The sequence below is a fragment of the Dietzia papillomatosis NBRC 105045 genome, assembly GCF_001570845.1.
Taxonomy (GTDB): Bacteria; Actinomycetota; Actinomycetes; order Mycobacteriales; family Mycobacteriaceae; genus Dietzia; species Dietzia cinnamea.
Window position 1 is genome coordinate 159,035 of sequence record NZ_BCSL01000002.1, and the last position, 16,405, is coordinate 175,439.

The window sequence follows — 16,405 nt, forward strand, 5'->3', positions numbered from 1 at the left end:
CGGCATCGACCGGCCCTTCTCGACAGACTACGGTCCCGGCCCGGCGGCTGCGGCACCCCACCCCGCCCGAGGTGCAGGCGACCGGTGCGCCCGCCGACCTGCCACCATGGTGCGTATGGAGTCCCGGCGGCGTCTTCCCTCTTCGACCGATGTCCTCGTGGTGGGCTGTGGCCCGGCGGGGGCGGCAACCGCGACGTGGTTGGCGCGGGCGGGCCGCGAGGTGACGGTGCTCGACGCCGCGGAGTTCCCCCGGGATAAAACGTGCGGGGACGGCCTGACGCCGCGGGCGATGCTCGAGGTGGATCGACTGGGCCTGGGCGCGTGGGCGCGGGACCGGATCACCATCCGTGGTCTCGAGCTGCGGGGCTTCGGCCACGAGCGACGGGTGCCGTGGCCGGCGGGTGAGCACGGGGGCACGGGGTCGGCGGTGCGGCGCACTGTGTTCGACGACCGGCTGCGGCAGGCGGCTGTCGAGGCCGGCGCGGTGGTGCACCAGGGCGTGCGGGTGACGGGCGTGGAGAGGGGCGACGACGACGAGGTGACCGCCGTCCTGGCCGGGGACGATCGCGTGGAGTGCCGGACATTGGTGGTGGCCGATGGCGTGAGGTCGCCGGTGGGTCGTCTGCTGGGTCGCACCTGGCATCGCGACACGGTCTACGCCGTGGCGGCGCGGTCGTATGTCGGGTCCGCTCGGCACGACCATCCGTGGATCGGGTCCGACCTCGAGCTGCGCGACGAGGCGGGTGCCATCCAGCCCGGCTACGGGTGGGTGTTCCCCCTGGGCGACGGCGAGGTCAACCTCGGGGTGGGCGCGCTGGCGACCTCGACGCGGCCGGCGAACGTGGCGGTCAAGGAGCTGCTGCAGCACTACGCCCGTAGCGTGCGCGACGACTGGGCGTTGGAGGGTGAGCCGCGGGCGGTGACGTCGGCGCTGCTGCCGATGGGGGGTGCGGTGGCGGGGGTGGCGGGCCGCAACTGGGCGGCTGTGGGTGATGCTGCGGCGTGCGTGAACCCGCTCAACGGCGAGGGCATCGACTACGCACTCGAGGGCGGGCGGCTGCTGGCCGAGTTAATCCTCGCCGGCCACGGGACGCGCTCGGGCGGTGTCGGCTCGGACGGTGTCGGCTCGGACGGTGGCGGTGCCCGCACGGAGCCGCTCACGCACGCGTGGCCGGAGGTGCTGCGGCGGACGTACGGCGAGGCGTTCGCGATCGCCCGGGACGCCGCCCGACTGCTCACCTATCCGCGATTCCTGCCGATCGCCGGTCCGGTGGGGATGCGCTCGCAGACGTTGATGACGGCGGCGGTGCGCTGCATGTCCAACACCGTCGCCGACTCGGACCGCGACGTGGTGGCGCGGGCGTGGCGGGCGGCCGGGTCGGTGGCCCGCAGGCTCGACCGGCGCCCGCTGTTCGCCGACTGACCGCGCGGACACCCGTCGGTCGTGCGCGAGCCGGGCGGGCGGCCTCTGCGGCGGACCGAGGGCGCAGGCGGCGTCAGGCGGGGCGACGGGCCAGATGGATCGCGGCGATGCCGCCGGTGAGGTTGGTGACGCTGCAGCGCTCCCAGCCGCTGGACTCGACCATCTCGCGCAGCGCCTGCTGGTCCGGCCAGTCGCGGATGGACTCGGCCAGGTAGACGTACGCGTCCGGGTTGGAGGACACGCTCGTCGCGATCTTCGGCAGCGCCCGCATGAGGTAGTTCATGTAGAGCGCGCGGAACGGCGGGAAGACGGGCGTGGAGAACTCCACCACCGCGAGCCGCCCGCCCGGCTTGACCACGCGCGCCATCTCCCGCAGACCGGCGGCGGTGTCCTGGACGTTGCGCAGGCCGAAGCTGATGGTCGCGGCATCGAAGGAGGCGTCGGCGAACGGCAGCTTCATCGCGTCGCCCGCGACCTTGGGCACGTCACGACCCGCGCCCGCGCGCAGCATGCCGAGCGAGAAGTCCGCGGCCACGCACCACGCGCCGGACTTGGCCAACTCGACGGTCGACACGGCGGTGCCGGCGGCCAGGTCGAGGATCCGCTCCCCCGGCCGCGGCGCGAGCAGCGACCGGGCCCGGCGCCGCCACACGTGGTCCATGCCTCCGGACAGGATCGTGTTGGTCAGGTCGTAGCGCTTGGCGACGCCGTCGAACATCGACGCGACGTCGCGGGGCTGCTTGTCGAGATTGGCGCGGGACACGCCCCCGACGCTACCCGGCCCGCCGGACGCCCACGCCGACCCGGCCCGCGGAGGAACCGACGCGGCCCGTGGACGAGCGGGCACCGGCGGCGGCGTAGTGGTCGAACAGCTGCCCGCAGACGGCGTCCCAGGTGCGCCCCGCGACGGTGGCGCGGGCGGCGGCGGCCATCCGATCGCGGTCGGCGAGCACGGCGTCGAGGGCCGCGGAGACGTCGGCGGCGTACCGGCGCGGGTCGAGCAGGACGCCGTTGACGCCGACCTGCACGAGATCGCGCGGGCCGCCGGCGTCCGGGCCGATGACGGGCACGCCCGAGGCGTGGGCCTCCTGGACGGACTGGCAGAACGTCTCGAACTCGCCGGCGTGGCAGAACACGTCGAGCGTGGCGTAGGCCTGCGCGAGGGCCTCGCCGTGGAGCTCGCCGGTGAAGATCGCGTGGGGCATGGCGGCGTGGAGTGCGGGGCGGTCGGGTCCGTCGCCGACGACGACGAGTTGCACGTCGCCGTCCGGGCCGGAGCGGTCGGCCAGCGGCTGGAGGCGCTCGACGTGCTTCTCCGGCGCGAGCCTGCCGACGAATCCGACGACGGGCCGCCCGTCCGGGGACCACAGCCGGTGCAGGGCCGCACTGCGCCGGGTGGGCGAGAACCGCTCGGCGTCGACGCCCCGCCCCCACCGGTACAGGCGCGGGATGCCGTGGGCGGCCAGGTCCGCCATCGCCGCGGTCGACGGGGCGAGGGTGCGGTCGCAGGCCGCGTGGATCGCCCGGGTCCAGGCCCAGGCGGCGTCGGCGAGGACGCCGACCCCGTACGCGTCGGCGAAGCCGGCCACGTCGGTCTGGTACACCGCCACCGAGGGCACGCCCAGGGCGCGGGCCGCAGCGGCACCGGCGGCGCCGAGCACGAACGGGGACGCCAGGTGCACCACGTCGGGCGCGAAGTCGCGGAGGGCGTTGTAGACGCTCGGGCTGGGCGCCCCGACCGGCAGCGAGGACACCACCGGCACCCGCACGGCCGTGACCCGGTGGACGGGGTAGCCGAGGTGGTGGTCGGGCCCCTCGGCCGGGTCGGCACCGAGCAGGTGCCCGCCCACGAGCGGGGCCACCGCGCTGACGAGCGGGTGCGCCCGGACGGCGTCGGCCGCGCCCTGCCAGAGCCCGACCTGCCCGGAGGGCGCCACGACGAGGCAGTCGTGGCCGTGTCGGCGCGCGTACTCCAGCACGCGCAGGACGGAGTTCGTGACGCCGTTGACGTTCGGCAGGAACGATTCGGTGACGATGGCTACGCGCACGCCCTCACTGTCGCCCGGCCGGGCCACGGGCCGGTGATCAGCGCGGGTCGGGGCGGGGAATTCGTGGTATCGCCCGGTGAACCCCCGGTGACGCGGCGGCGTAGGCGAGCGCGGCCAGCGGCACGACCACCGCCGGGACCGACAGGGCGGGCACCACGGCCACGGTCCAGCTGCGGCCGGAGACCCGGACGAGGTCGGGGTTGGCCCGGCGGAACTCCACCTGCACGCGCTGCCCCTCCACCAGGCCCGTCGGGTAGAACACGCCCGTCACCGGGCGCACCGTCCGGCCGCCACCGGCGTCGAACTCCACCGCGGCCCGCCGGTCGGTGACCTCGGTGACGGTGGCCGTGGCGCTGCCCATGTCCCGGTCGATGCGCTGGTCGTTGACGAAGCACGCCAGCAGGATGAGGACGGCCGTGAGCACGGAGAACGCCGCCGCGGCCGCCGCCACCACCCGCACGCCCTGCCGGGCGTACACCGCGCGACGGGCCCGACGCGCGGAGACGGTGCCCGCGGTCATTCGGGGTCCGAGGCCCCGGGCCCGGTCGCGCCGGACCCCGCGCCGCCGGGTGCGGTGGTACCGGGCACCGAGGCCCCGGGCTCGACGGCCTCCGCGCGCAGGGCCGCGTGCAGCTCACGCAGGCCCTGCCGGTCGGTGCCCACCCGCACCACGCGCAGGCCCTCGGGGACGATGTCGTGGTGCGCGACCGGCACCGACGGCTGCGCGAGGATCGCCTCGAGCCCGGCGGGATCGGTGTCGGTGAACGGCACCCCGGCGCCCGCGCAGAGCGCACCGAGGTTCGCGCCGTGCGGGGTGCCGAAGACCCGCTCGAAGTCGGCGGCCAGCCGCGGATCGCCCTGCTCGAGCAGGGAGAAGATGCCGCCACCGTCGTCGTCGGCCACCACGATGAGCAGATCCGACGGGTGGCGCTCACGGGGACCGAGCAGCAGTCCCGAGATGTCGTGCAGGAACGTGAGGTCGCCCAGCAGCGCCACGGTCCGACCGGGCGCCGACAGCGCGACGCCGATCGCCGTGGACACCGTCCCGTCGATCCCCGAGGCGCCGCGGTTGGCGTACACGGACACGTCGGGGTCGATCGGCCCCACGAAGGACAGGTCCCGCACGGCGTTGGAGGCGCCCACCACGATGTTGTCCCCGGCCCGCACGCCACGCGCCACGGCGCGGGCGACGTGCAGGCCCGTCGGGGCGCCCGCGTCCAGGTGCTCGTCGAGCAGCCGGTCGACGGCCGCGCGGGCGTGGGCGTCGGCACGGGCGGTGGTCTCGGTCCACGATTTCTCGACCCCCCAGCCGGTGAGCACGGAGTCGGCGAGCTCGGCGGCGCTGCCCGTGGGATTGGGCGAGCGCGGGCCGGCGTCGAGGATCACCAGGTCGACCTCCGGGTCGGCCAGCAACCGCGTCACGGAGCGGTGCAGCGTCGGCCGGCCGGTGACCACCACCTGCTCGGGCCGCAGCGACGATATCGCCAGCGGGTGCACCGGATGCAGCGGGACCGGCGCCCCGGGCTCGGCGACCGTCGGGACGCCCACCAGCCCGGAGACCGGAGCCGCCCCCACCCCCGAGACGACCAACGTGGGCCGCGTGAGGTCCACCGCCACCGCCGAGGCGGCGGGAGCGGAATCGACCCCCGCGCCCGCCCGCTGCACCCACGGACGACCGCCCGGGCGCCCCTCCGGCAGACCGCGGGAGCCGTCGTCGGGGTCCACCTCGTCGTCGTACCCCCCTGGGCCGCCACCGAGGACGAACTCCTCGTCGCCCTCGCCCGGCACCAGCGGCTCGCGGAACGCGATGTCCACCTGCACCGGGCCCGGGTCCGCGGCCGCGGTGGCGGTGAGGATCGCGCGGCCGATCGCGGAGCGCCAGTGGCGGTGCTCGGTGACGGGATCACCGGCCGCGCCGAGCTCGATCACCGCGCGCGCGTGCGGACCGAACAGGCCCACCTGGTCGATGGTCTGGTTGGCGCCGGTCCCCCGCAGTTCCGGCGGACGGTTGGCCGTGAGCGCCAGCACCGGCACGCCGGAATGGGCCGCCTCGACCATCGCCGGATGGAGGTTGGCGACCGCGGTGCCCGAGGTGACGACGACGGGGACCGGCCGCTTCGAGCCCAGCGCGAGTCCGAGCGCCGTGAACCCGGCACCGCGCTCGTCGATCCGCACGTGCAACGCGATCCGACCGGCCCGCTCCGCCGCGGCCAGCGCGAGGGCGAGCGGGGCACTGCGCGAACCCGGGCACAGGACCGCGTCGGTGATCCCGTGGCGGACCATCTCGTCCACCAGGACACGGGCCTGCGCGGTACTGGGGTTGCTCGGCGTGGCAGTCATCGCCCCCAGCCTAGTCGGGCGAGGTCGACCGCCCCGCCGCATCCGTGAGCCGCCCACCCATCGCCGCCAGCGTCTCGCGCAACGCCTCCGGCGACTCCACGACGAACTCACCCGGCAGCCTGGCGAGGTACCACGCCAGCACGTCGAGGTCGGCCGCCCCGGCCTCCAGCCGACACGCCGGGCCGTCCGGGTGCTCCGCGGGGCGCAGCTCGGTGACCGTGGCGTACATGGGCGGGAACAGCTCGACCACCTCCTCCGAGGGCGCGAACACCGTCACCCGCGCCACGTGCGGGTAGGGCGCCGCGGTGACCGCGTGCTGGACGTGCGCCGCCGGGTCCGGCACGTCGGCGCGGGCCGTGAAGCGCCACCGGCTGCGGTGCACCGCGCGGATCCGGTCCAGCCGGAACGTGCGCCAGTCCGCGCGCTCGAGATCAAAGCACAGCAGGTACCAGCGCCGGCCCAGCACGACGATCCGGTACGGCTCCACCCGCCGCTCGGTCTCCCGCCCCGCGCGGTCGCGGTAGTCGAGCCGCACCTGCTCCGTGCCCCGCACCGCATGTCCAAGGTCGAGCAGCAGACCCGGCTCCACCGGGGTGTCCGCGCCGGCGACCGCGACCATCGACTCGGTGACGTCGGCGACCCGCTCCCGCAGGCGGCCGGGCATCACCTGGTCCAGCTTGGTCAGCGCGCGCAGGGCGTGCTCCCCGACCCCCGCCACCGCGCCGCCGGCCGCCAGACGCAGTGCGATCGCGACGGCCACCGCCTCCCTGTCGTCGAGCAGCAGCGGCGGCAGGCGACGACCCGATCCCAGCCGGTAGCCGCCGCCCGCACCGCGCTCGGACTCCACCGGATAGCCCAGGTCCCGCAGGCGGTCCACGTCCCTGCGGACCGAGCGGGTCGTCACGCCCAGCTCCGCCGCCAACTCCTCGCCCGTCCACACCGACCGACGCTGCAGCAGGTCCAGCAGACACAACACGCGCTGGGTGGTGGGCATCCGGTCCTCGCTCATCGCGAGCCCCCGTTCGTCGCCGGGTCATCCGTCATGACGGAAGTGTTCCACGGCCAGCGGACCGGAACTGTCCGGACGGAGTGCGACGCTGTCCGCAACCGACCTCGCAAGGAGCAAGTCATGACCGCCACCCGCACCCTCGACTGGACCGACCAGCTCGTCGACCAGATGGACCGACACTGGACCGGTCAGCTCCGCCCGCGCCTCGAGGGGATGACCGACGACGAATACCACTTCTCACCCGCGCCCGACGAGCGGACCTGGGACGTGCGTCCGCGGGGCTCTAGCCGGGCGCCGATGCAGGGCGGAGCCGGTGATCACACCATCGACTTCGAGTTCCCCGAACCCGCGCCCGCGCCGCTGACGACCATCGCGTGGCGGATCGGCCACCTCGTCGTCGGCGTGTTGGGCACCCGGTGGCACTCCCACTTCGGCGGTCCCCCGCACGACTACATGACCCACACCTACGCCGGCGACGCCGCCGGCGGCCTGGCCCAGCTCGACCTCACCTACGCCGCCTGGATGAACGGCGTGCGGGGACTCGACGCCGAGGCGCTCGCCCGGCCGGTCGGCGAGGCGGAAGGCCCGTGGGCCGAGTACCCCATGGCCGCCCTGGTCCTGCACATCAACCGCGAGGTCATCCACCACGGCGCCGAGATGTGCCTCCTGCGCGACGTGTACGCGCACACCCACTGATCCGTTCGAACGCACCGCCCACCGCACACACCGAGGAGTCGCCATGCCACTGTTCCCCGCCACCTGCCCCACCGAGCGCGAGAACCTGCTCGAGTGGATCGACGTCGCGTTGGTCAACGCCCGGTCGATCGTCCACGGCCTGGACGCCGACCAGTTGCGCGCACGACCGCTGCCCTCCAGCGAACTGACGCTCGGATGGCTGATCCTGCACATCGGCGAGGTCGCGGAGGGCTGGCTCGGCCGCGCCGCCGCCGCACCGAACGCACCAGAGACCGGACGGTCCCTGCCCGAGCAGTTCGCCTGGGCCCAGGAGGTGAACCGGGTCGACCCCGACGCCACCGCCGAGGAGATCCTCGCCGAGTACGACCGACGGTGCGCGGCCGGTCTCGCCCACCTGCGCGCGGCCGACCTTGACGCGCCCGTCCCCGTGCCCGAGGAGATGCCCTGGTATCCGCCGGGGCTGCCCGCCTTCAACGGGCGCTGGGCCGCCCTGCACGCGCTCAACGAGATCGCGCGCCACTCCGGGCACGCCGACATCCTGCGGGAGGCGATCGATGGCCGGACGATGTACGAGCTCATCGCCGAGAGCCAGGAGATCGACATGTCCTACATCGGCCAGTGGTTCGCCGCCCATCCCGAGGTGCCCGCGCCGGAGTGGTGACGAGGGCGGCGCGGTTGCCGCCATGGGCTCTGCGCCGGCCGTCTACGCCGGCGGAGTCTCCCCGGCGCCGCCCGCGAGCTCCGCGAACTGCTCCTCGATCCGGCTCGCGACCTCGCCCGGTTCGGGGATGAGCTCGGCGTCGGTGGCGATCCCGACCGTCACCGTGCCGTCATAGCTGAAGATGCAGATCCCCAGAGCCTGGTCGCCGCTCATCGGCACCCACCCGAGCATGCCGTCGACCGTCGACCCGCCCAACGAGACCGGGCCGACCGGGCCCGGCACAGAGGTGAGCTGACCGACGGTCTTGTTGGCGAACAGGTCGATCACCGGCCGTGCCACCGGCCCGGGCGCCGCGGCCACGGTGAGGATCGTCGCGAACGTCACGTGCGGCTCGAGCGAGTACCGCACGCGCGTCATCGAGGTGGTGATCGCGCCGAGCAGCTCCTCCGGGTCGTCGATCCCCAGCGGCAACCGCATGAGCACCAGCTTGATGTGATTGCCCAGCTCTCCCGCCTCGTCGTCGCCCGAGCCCACCGACACCGGGACCATGAGGTTGATATCCGAGACACGGCGGTCTCCACGGGCGTCGAGATACCCGGTCAACGCCTTGGACACGGCGGCGATCATCACCGGGGTGACGGTGCTGTCGTGCGACTTCGCCACCTCCTTGATCGCCGCGAGGTCCAGACCGGAAACCCACGCCACCTTCTTCTCGCGGTGGACCCTGCCGCTCCACGGCAGGTCGGCGGAGCGCGGCTCGAACAGCAGCCGGAACACCGACCGGTAGGTGTTGGCCATGCGATTGGTCGGACCGATGGCGTCGGTCAGGGATTCCACGGCGCGCGTGGGCACGCGCGAGAGCTGGCGGCCCGGAGCCAACACGTCGCGGGTCAGCCGGCCGAGTGTCTCCGGGAGCCTCAGCGCTGCATCGGTCAACCCGCGGGCGATGCCGAACGAGTCCCTGGCCACGTCGGCGCCGACCCCTCCGACCGCGCTCATCGCGCCGAGCACACCCTTAGTCCGGCGCGACAGGTCGCGGCCGACCGAGGGCGGCGGGGAGTCGTCCTCGTGATCGCACAGGTCCAGGACCAACTGCGTGAGCCGGACCCCGTCGACCACGCCGTGCTGGACGCGGAACAGGACGAGCGCGCCCTCCTCCTCCGCGCCGTCCCGGTGGTACCCCTCGATGAACTCGACCCGCCACAGAGGACTGCCGCCCGGGAGCGGGACGCCCATCTGCTCGGCGACGTGCGCCTCGGCCTCCGCACGTCCGCCGGGTTCGGGCAGGCGCCGGCGGACCAGATGGTTCGACAGATCGAAGTCGGGGTCGTCGACCCAGTACCACCGACGGCCCCGGCGCCTGGCCACCCGACGGAACACCGGGTACGTCTCGACCATGCGGGTGCGGATCGCCTCGGTGACGGCGTCCCAGTCCGGCACGCGGGAGAACCACATCAGCGAGTTGATGTACATGAGGTTGTCCGGTCGGTCCATCAGCAGCCAGAGCTGGTCCCGCAGTGGGATCCGCACCCCGTCCGTCATTCCCCCTGTCGCACTGCCCGCCGCGCTGCCCGTCGCACTGCCCGCTGCACCGTCCGTCGCCGCCATGGCTCCGTTCCTCCCGCTCGCCGGGTGCCCGCCCCCTCGAGCCCGGGGAGCCTCGCGACTCACGCTAGAACAGCGATGACATCCACCGCCGCGCAATGGCCGCACCCGGCGGCACAATGGGCGGATGCGCATCGTGCACACGCCGGACGACCCACCCGCCAAGGGCTTCTACGCACTGCTCACCGCCTCGATCGCCCCACGGCCGATCGCGTGGGTGTCGACCGTCTCGGCTGACGGGGTGCTCAACCTGGCGCCGTACTCGTTCTTCACCGTCGCGTGCGCGGATCCGGCCATCCTGTCCGTGACATCTATCGGCCGCAAGGACACGTACCGCAACGTGATGGAGTCCGGCGAGTTCGTGGTGAACATCGGCACCGAGTCGCTCATGGAGACGATGAACGCCACGTCGGCACCCGTCGGGCCGGAGGTCGACGAGTTCGAGATGCAGGGGCTGACCCCCGATCCGTCGGACATCGTCTCCCCGCCGCGGGTCGCGGAGGCCCCGATCGCGTTCGAGTGCGTGCGTCACGACGTTGTCGACCTGGGCACCAGCGCGATGCTGCTCGGTCGCGTGGTGAGCGTGACCGTCGACGAGGAGATCATGGCCGACGACGGGCTGCCCGACTTCGACATCCTCCTGCCGCCCTCCCGGCTCGGCCGCCACCAGTGGGGCTACGCCCCGCGCACGCGAGAGCTGCCGCGGCCGCGGAAGTAGGTCCGGAGCTGCGGAGCTGTCGCGGGCCTCGCAGGTACCGGCGGCGCACGCACAGCCGCTCCCCCACCTGGCGTCTCGCTCCCGAATCCGGCGTCTCGCTCCGGTCGCTGTGCGGCCCCCTCAGCAGCCGCGGCCGAGCAGCCGCCCGGAAACTCACAGCCCCGGCCCTCTCCACAAGCCGGGCGCAGAACCCGCCTCCGCCGCAGGAACGGCCGGCCCATCACGGCAATACTGCCTGGCCATGAGCACAGATCAGTCCCGTCCAGTCGTCATCACCGCGGCCGATCTCCTCGCCCGTGGCTATAGTCGCCGGGCGCGCGAGCACGCGGAACGCACCGGCCAGCTCTACCGAGTCCGTCACGGCATCTACGCGCTCGCGTCGGAACTCCCCACCGGTCCCGATAGGGCCGAGGCGATGCTCGAGATGAGATCGAGGGCCGCGGCGAAGAGCGTCGGCATCGGGACCGCCCTGTCGCATACGTCGGCGCTCGTCCTCCACGGTCTGCCCGTCCACGAGATGGACACCCGGCGGGTCACCACCACCCGTCATCGACCCGGCAGTGGGAGCCGACGCGGGAAGACCTCGATCTGCCACAACCTCGATCTCGCGGGCGCGGTGACCGAGGTAGACGGGATCCCCGTCACCAGTCCGGCGCGGACGATCGTCGATGTCGCCCGGACGAGTCCCTTCACCGGCGCGGTGTGCGCGGCGGACGAGGCGTTGCGTCGCGAATTGTGCAGCCCGGCCGATCTGGCTGTCGAACTCGAGGCCGCAGCCGGCCGGGTGGGGATCGCCAGGGCCCGGGCCGTGGTGGCGTTCGCGGACGCGGGCGCCCAGTCGGTCCTCGAGTCGGCCAGCAGGGTGATGATCAGTCGCGCCGGTCTGCCGATGCCCGAGCTCCAACGGGAGTTCATCCTCTCGGACGGGACGTCGGCGTTCGTCGATATGTACTGGGAGGAGTGGGGGCTCGTCGGGGAGGCCGATGGGACGGGGAAGTACGGGATCGACGACGACGAGGTCGACGTCCGCAAGAAGCTCCGCGACGAGAAGAGACGGCAGAACGCCATCGAATCCCTGGGCAACATCGTCCGGCGGTGGCAGTGGGAGGACTATCAGTGCGGCCGGATCGTGCCGGTCATCCGCGAGGCGATGAGGATTCAGGAGTCCCTCGGCCGGGGCCCGGGTCGCGTCGCGTGATCCCGCTCCCGGGGATGGCGCCTCGCTCCCCGACATGGCGTCTCGCCCCAAGCCGCGCACCACAGCCGAGTTAGCAACTCCCACAGCCGCTCCCGGCGATGGCGCCTCGCTCCCGCGGATGCACGCGAATTCTGCAGCCGCTCCTGGGCATGGCGTCTCGCACACCCCGCGGTGCACGCGAGACGCCATGGCGAGGAGCGGCTGTGTGCGGACCGGGCCCGGGGCCGCGATTCTGGAGAGCCGGCGGCCGACTGTGTGCGGACCGGGCCCGGGGCCGCGATTCTGGTGATCCGTGCGGCGGGTGTGTCGAAGACGGGGAGGTTCAGAGAATAGCGTGGCAGCGGCGGATGCGATCCAGCCACCAGTCGCGCCGCTCGCCGCCGATGCGCAGTTCCTCCAGCCGCGCCGGGTCCGGGGCCACCTGCCGCACCGGGAGATGCCCGTCCTCCAGGGCGAAGACCCCCGGGTCGACGACGTCCTCGACGAAGAACCCGCCGGTGCCCAGACCTGCGGCGGGGATGTCGTCGTCGTCGCCCCTGGACCCGCCACGCGCGCCCGCAGCGCCAGACCCGCCACGCGCGCCGACACCCGGAAGCGCGGCGGCGGCCGCGACGCCCGCGGCGACCCCCACCGCCGAGTCGAGCGCGCTGGACACCGTCACCGGCACCCCGAGCTCGGCGGCCACGGCCAGCAGGCGCCGGGGCCCGCCCAGCGGCGCGACCTTCACCACCGCCCGGTCGGCGCCACCCGCGCGCACGACCCGCAGGGGATCCTCGGCCCGGCGGATGGACTCGTCGGCGGCCACGTCCACGTGCACGCCGTCGGCGGCGAGGCGCTCCCGCAGCTCCACCAGCTCGTCGACGGTCGCGCACGGTTGCTCGACGTACTCCAGGCCCGGCCCGTCCAATGACACCGGCCCGGTGCCCGGGGCGCGCGAGACGTCGGCGGCACGCACCGCCTGGTCGAGGACCCGCACGGCGTGGGCGGCCTCCGCGACCGACCACGCCCCGTTGGCGTCCACCCGCACCCGCGCCCCGGGTCGGGCCTGCAGGACGGCGGCGACGCGGGCGACGTCGTCGACGAGATGCTGCCCCTTCTCCGCCACCTTGACCTTGACCGTCATACACCCCGGGAAGCGGTCGAGGATCGCGGCGACCTCACCGGCCGGCACCGCCGGGACCGTCGCGTTGACCGGAACGCGCGAGCGCACGGGCGGCGGCGGGCCCTGCCACGCCATCTCGACGGCCGAGGCGAGCCAGTGGGCCGCTTCGGGATCGTGGTACTCACCGAACGGCCCGAACTCGCCCCACCCGGCGGGCCCGTCGATCAGGACGAGCTCGCGCTCAGTGATGCCGCGGAACCGCACCCGCATCGGCAGGGCCACCACGTGGACACGGGCGAGCAGATCGTCGATCGACTCGGGGCCCGGAACGGATGTCATGGGTCCACGCTAACGTCGAAGCCATGACTGAGCAGAGCAGCACCCGTTCCGACAGTGCCGCGCAGGACGAGACCGCCAGCCCCTTCGATCCGTCGCAGTGGCGGGAGGTCGAGGGCTTCGCGAGCGGCGTGGATCTCACCGACCTGACCTATCACCGGCACGTCGGCGAGGGGCGGGTCAACGGGATCGTACGCATCGCGTTCGACCGGCCCGAGGTGCGCAACGCCTTCCGCCCGCACACGGTGGACGAGTTGTACCGGGTGTTCGACCACGCCCGACGCTCCCCCGACGTGGGCACCGTGCTGTTCACCGGCAACGGGCCCAGCCCCAAGGACGGCGGGTGGGCGTTCTGCTCCGGTGGCGACCAGCGCATCCGCGGCCGCTCCGGCTACCAGTACTCGACCGAGCACGACTCGGACGTCGCCGGCGCCACCGCCGACAAGGTGGACGAGGCGCGCGTGAAGGCCGAGGGCGGGCGCCTGCACATCCTCGAGGTGCAGCGCCTCATCCGCACCATGCCCAAGGTCGTGATCTGCCTGGTCAACGGCTGGGCTGCCGGAGGCGGGCACTCCCTGCACGTGGTGAGCGACCTGACGCTGGCCTCCCGCGAGCACGCGCGGTTCAAGCAGACCGACGCCGACGTGGGCTCGTTCGACGCCGGCTACGGCAGCGCGTACCTCGCCAAGCAGGTGGGCCAGAAGTTCGCGCGCGAGATCTTCTTCCTCGGCCAGCCGTACACCGCCGAGGAGATGTTCCAGATGGGCGCCGTGAACCGGGTGGTGGATCACGCCGACCTGGAGAACACCGCCATCGAGTGGGCGCGGCAGATCAACGGCAAGTCGCCGACCGCGCAGCGGATGCTGAAGTTCGCGTTCAACCTCACCGACGACGGCCTCATGGGCCAGCAGGTGTTCGCCGGCGAGGCCACGCGCCTCGCGTACATGACCGACGAGGCCGTGGAGGGCCGCGACGCGTTCCTGGAGAAGCGCGCGCCCGACTGGGACGACTACCCCTACTACTACTGACGCGCGCGGACCGTCCGGTCATGGCCGACTCCCCAGTCACCCGCGAGCTGCGCACCCTGCCCGTAACCGGCGGCCCGGCGGTCGCCGGGATCTTCCCCGCTCTGGAGGAGATGCTCACCGACCGCGGGCCCGCCCTGCTGCCGGTGCCCGCCGACGACCCCGCGCGCACCCGGATCCTCGTCGACAGTCAGCGCCCCGGTGAACCGGTCGACGACCGCGTCGCCCTGGTTGTGAGCACCTCCGGCTCCACGGGCACGCCCAAGGGCGCGATGCTCTCGGCGGAGGCGCTGGCCGCCTCGGCCGCGGCGACCGACACCGTCCTCGGCGGGCCCGGCCGGTGGCTGCTCGCGCTGCCCGCCCACCACATCGCCGGGCTGCAGGTGATCCTGCGGTCCCTGCGCGCCGGGTACGAACCGGTGGTCGTGGACGTGACGCACGGGTTCGACCCCGAGGCGCTGCCCGCCGCTGTGGACGCGTGTCGGGCGGGGACGGGAGCGGGGGCCGGGCGCGCTGCCGACCGGGCGTACACCTCACTCGTGCCGGGCCAGCTGGCCAAGGTCCTCGACGAGGGCTCCCCCGCGGCGGTCGACGCCCTCGCCGCGCTCGACGCCGTCCTGCTGGGGGGCGCGGCGGCGGCGCCGGAACTCCTCGCGCGCGCGGCCGACGCCGGCGTCCGCGTTATCCGGACGTACGGGATGAGCGAGACGGCGGGCGGGTGTGTATACGACGGCGTACCCCTGCCTGGGGTACGGGTCGAGGTCGACGACGACGAGGGCCGCGTCTGGCTGGCGGGCCCGCAGCTCGCCGAGGGGTACCGGAACGCCCCTGATCATCCGGCGTTCGCCCGGGCGGGGTGGTTCCGCACCGACGATGCGGGGCAGGTCGGCCCGGATGGCAGGCTCCGGGTCCTGGGCAGGCTGGACGAGGCGTTGAGCGTGGGCGGGCTGACGCTCCTCCCGCAGACCGTGGAGGACGCGATGCGGCGGCATCCCGCGGTCGTCGACGTCGTCGTCGTCGGGATCCCGGACCCCCGCCTCGGGACGCGGCCCGTCGCGGCGGTGACCCTGCGCGCCACCACCACGGCCGACGAACTGCGCCGCCACGTCACGGGGGTCCTCGGCGAGCACGCGGCCCCCGCGCGGGTGGCCGTGGTCGACGCGCTGCCCGTGCTGCCGGGCGGCAAGGTCGACCGGCGCGGCGTCGCGGCCGGGTTCGTCGATGGGACAATCGGGGAATGAGCCGCGAGACCGACCCCGCACCCTCCGCCGCCGACGCCGCCGCCGGGCCCGGCGGTGCCACGCTCTCCCACTGGCTGGAGGGCGCGCGCCCCCGGACCTGGCCCAACGCGTTCGCCCCTGTGCTCGTCGGTTCGGCGGCCGCGGCGCTCGCGGGCGGGTTCGTGTGGTGGCAGGCACTGCTCGCGCTGGTGGTGGCGTGGTCGTTCATCATCGGCGTCAACTACGCCAATGACTACTCCGACGGGATCCGCGGCACCGATGACGACCGCGTCGGCCCTCTGCGTCTGGTGGGCTCCGGGCTGGCCCGGCCCGCCACGGTGAAGCGGGCCGCGTTCGGTTTCCTCGGCCTGGGCGGTCTGGCCGGGCTCGTGCTCAGCGCGACCTCGCAGCCGTGGCTCATCCTCGTGGGCGTGGCGTGCGTCCTGGCCGCGTGGTTCTACACGGGCGGGAAGTCGCCGTACGGGTACCGCGGGCTCGGCGAGGTCGCGGTGTTCGTGTTCTTCGGCCTGGTCGCGGTCATCGGTACGCAGTACACCCAGCTCGGGTCGGTGACCTGGTACGCGGTGGTGGCGGCCGTGGCGGTGGGCAGCTTCTCGTGCGCGGTGAACCTCACCAACAACCTGCGGGACATCCCCTCGGACACCGAGGCCGGCAAGATCACGCTCGCCGTGCGCCTGGGTGACTCGGGGACCCGCGGCCTGCACGCCGTGCTCGAGCTGCTGATCCCGCTGGTGGCGACCCTCGCGCTGATCCCGGCCACCTGGTGGGCGCTGCTCGGTTTGCTGGCGATGCCGGTGGCGTGGAAGGCCAACGGCCCGGTGCGGGCGCGGGCCACGGGCGCCGACCTCATCCCCGCTCTCGCGACGGCCGGGATGGCGATGCTCGCGTGGAGCGTGTTGGTCAGCGCGGGCTTCGTGATCGCGTCGCTGTAGACGCTCCCGTACGAACGACGGCGAGAGACACAGACGAACAACGGCGGCCGGCCCCTGCTCGAGGGGCCGGC

General features: G+C 73.7%; 15 protein-coding genes. 8 read left to right on the forward strand and 7 right to left on the reverse strand.

Going from position 1 to position 16,405, the window contains the following annotated elements:
• Positions 1-115 precede the first annotated feature (115 nt).
• Positions 116-1,423: a geranylgeranyl reductase family protein gene (locus DPA01S_RS01555; RefSeq protein ID WP_217354158.1), complete on the forward strand. Its 1,308-nt coding sequence runs from the start codon at positions 116-118 to the stop codon at positions 1,421-1,423.
• Positions 1,424-1,496: 73 nt separating this feature from the next.
• On the opposite strand, the gene DPA01S_RS01560 is transcribed toward DPA01S_RS01555, so the two are convergent.
• The 5 genes from DPA01S_RS01560 to DPA01S_RS01580 are packed head-to-tail and all read right to left on the reverse strand — an operon-like array spanning position 1,497 to position 6,820.
• A complete protein-coding gene (locus DPA01S_RS01560) occupies positions 1,497-2,186 on the reverse strand; it encodes a demethylmenaquinone methyltransferase (RefSeq protein WP_061913643.1) in 690 nt (229 codons plus the stop codon).
• Between the two features lie 10 nt (positions 2,187-2,196).
• Complete coding sequence (locus DPA01S_RS01565) at positions 2,197-3,471, reverse strand: glycosyltransferase family 4 protein (RefSeq protein WP_061913671.1); 1,275 nt, start codon at positions 3,469-3,471, stop codon at positions 2,197-2,199.
• Positions 3,472-3,508: 37 nt separating this feature from the next.
• Entirely contained in the window at positions 3,509-3,991 is a 483-nt protein-coding gene (locus tag DPA01S_RS01570) for a DUF3592 domain-containing protein (RefSeq protein WP_061913645.1), read from the reverse strand.
• Positions 3,988-5,811 carry a 2-succinyl-5-enolpyruvyl-6-hydroxy-3-cyclohexene-1-carboxylic-acid synthase gene (gene menD, locus DPA01S_RS01575; protein WP_083961780.1) on the reverse strand — a complete coding sequence of 608 codons (1,824 nt, stop codon included), beginning with the start codon at positions 5,809-5,811 and terminating at the stop codon, positions 3,988-3,990. The genes DPA01S_RS01570 and menD overlap by 4 nt, the downstream gene beginning before the upstream one ends.
• Positions 5,812-5,821: 10 nt before the next feature.
• Complete coding sequence (locus DPA01S_RS01580) at positions 5,822-6,820, reverse strand: helix-turn-helix transcriptional regulator (RefSeq protein WP_061913647.1); 999 nt, start codon at positions 6,818-6,820, stop codon at positions 5,822-5,824.
• A 120-nt stretch (positions 6,821-6,940) separates the two neighbouring features.
• On the opposite strand from DPA01S_RS01580, the gene DPA01S_RS01585 reads away from it, so the two are divergent.
• The gene (locus DPA01S_RS01585; RefSeq protein ID WP_061913649.1) at positions 6,941-7,516 is read left to right on the forward strand and encodes a DinB family protein; all 576 of its coding nucleotides are present in this window, start codon (positions 6,941-6,943) and stop codon (positions 7,514-7,516) included.
• A 43-nt stretch (positions 7,517-7,559) separates the two neighbouring features.
• Complete coding sequence (locus DPA01S_RS01590; protein ID WP_061228446.1) at positions 7,560-8,177, forward strand: DinB family protein; 618 nt, start codon at positions 7,560-7,562, stop codon at positions 8,175-8,177.
• A gap of 42 nt (positions 8,178-8,219) precedes the next feature.
• On the opposite strand, the gene DPA01S_RS01595 is transcribed toward DPA01S_RS01590, so the two are convergent.
• Entirely contained in the window at positions 8,220-9,785 is a 1,566-nt protein-coding gene (locus DPA01S_RS01595) for a WS/DGAT domain-containing protein (RefSeq protein WP_232302954.1), read from the reverse strand.
• A 124-nt stretch (positions 9,786-9,909) separates the two neighbouring features.
• Here DPA01S_RS01595 and DPA01S_RS01600 point away from each other — a divergent pair, with 124 nt between their 5' ends.
• Together DPA01S_RS01600 and DPA01S_RS01605 are read left to right on the forward strand one after the other, a co-directional pair.
• On the forward strand, positions 9,910-10,500 hold the full coding sequence (locus DPA01S_RS01600; RefSeq protein WP_061913651.1) for a flavin reductase family protein: 591 nt from the start codon (positions 9,910-9,912) through the stop codon (positions 10,498-10,500).
• A gap of 241 nt (positions 10,501-10,741) precedes the next feature.
• A complete protein-coding gene (locus DPA01S_RS01605) occupies positions 10,742-11,698 on the forward strand; it encodes a type IV toxin-antitoxin system AbiEi family antitoxin domain-containing protein (protein WP_061913653.1) in 957 nt (318 codons plus the stop codon).
• A gap of 322 nt (positions 11,699-12,020) precedes the next feature.
• Here DPA01S_RS01605 and DPA01S_RS01610 read toward each other — a convergent pair whose 3' ends face one another.
• Complete coding sequence (locus DPA01S_RS01610; RefSeq protein WP_061228450.1) at positions 12,021-13,139, reverse strand: o-succinylbenzoate synthase; 1,119 nt, start codon at positions 13,137-13,139, stop codon at positions 12,021-12,023.
• A gap of 23 nt (positions 13,140-13,162) precedes the next feature.
• On the opposite strand from DPA01S_RS01610, the gene DPA01S_RS01615 reads away from it, so the two are divergent.
• From DPA01S_RS01615 to DPA01S_RS01625, 3 genes are read left to right on the forward strand one after another with little or no spacing between them, the layout of a single operon-like run.
• Positions 13,163-14,164, forward strand: coding sequence for a 1,4-dihydroxy-2-naphthoyl-CoA synthase (locus DPA01S_RS01615; RefSeq protein ID WP_061228451.1), 1,002 nt, complete (start codon positions 13,163-13,165; stop codon positions 14,162-14,164).
• Positions 14,165-14,184: 20 nt separating this feature from the next.
• Positions 14,185-15,402, forward strand: coding sequence for an o-succinylbenzoate--CoA ligase (gene menE / locus DPA01S_RS01620; RefSeq protein ID WP_061913655.1), 1,218 nt, complete (start codon positions 14,185-14,187; stop codon positions 15,400-15,402).
• Positions 15,399-16,334 carry a 1,4-dihydroxy-2-naphthoate polyprenyltransferase gene (locus tag DPA01S_RS01625; protein WP_083961781.1) on the forward strand — a complete coding sequence of 312 codons (936 nt, stop codon included), beginning with the start codon at positions 15,399-15,401 and terminating at the stop codon, positions 16,332-16,334. The genes menE and DPA01S_RS01625 overlap by 4 nt, the downstream gene beginning before the upstream one ends.
• Positions 16,335-16,405: the final 71 nt, after the last annotated feature.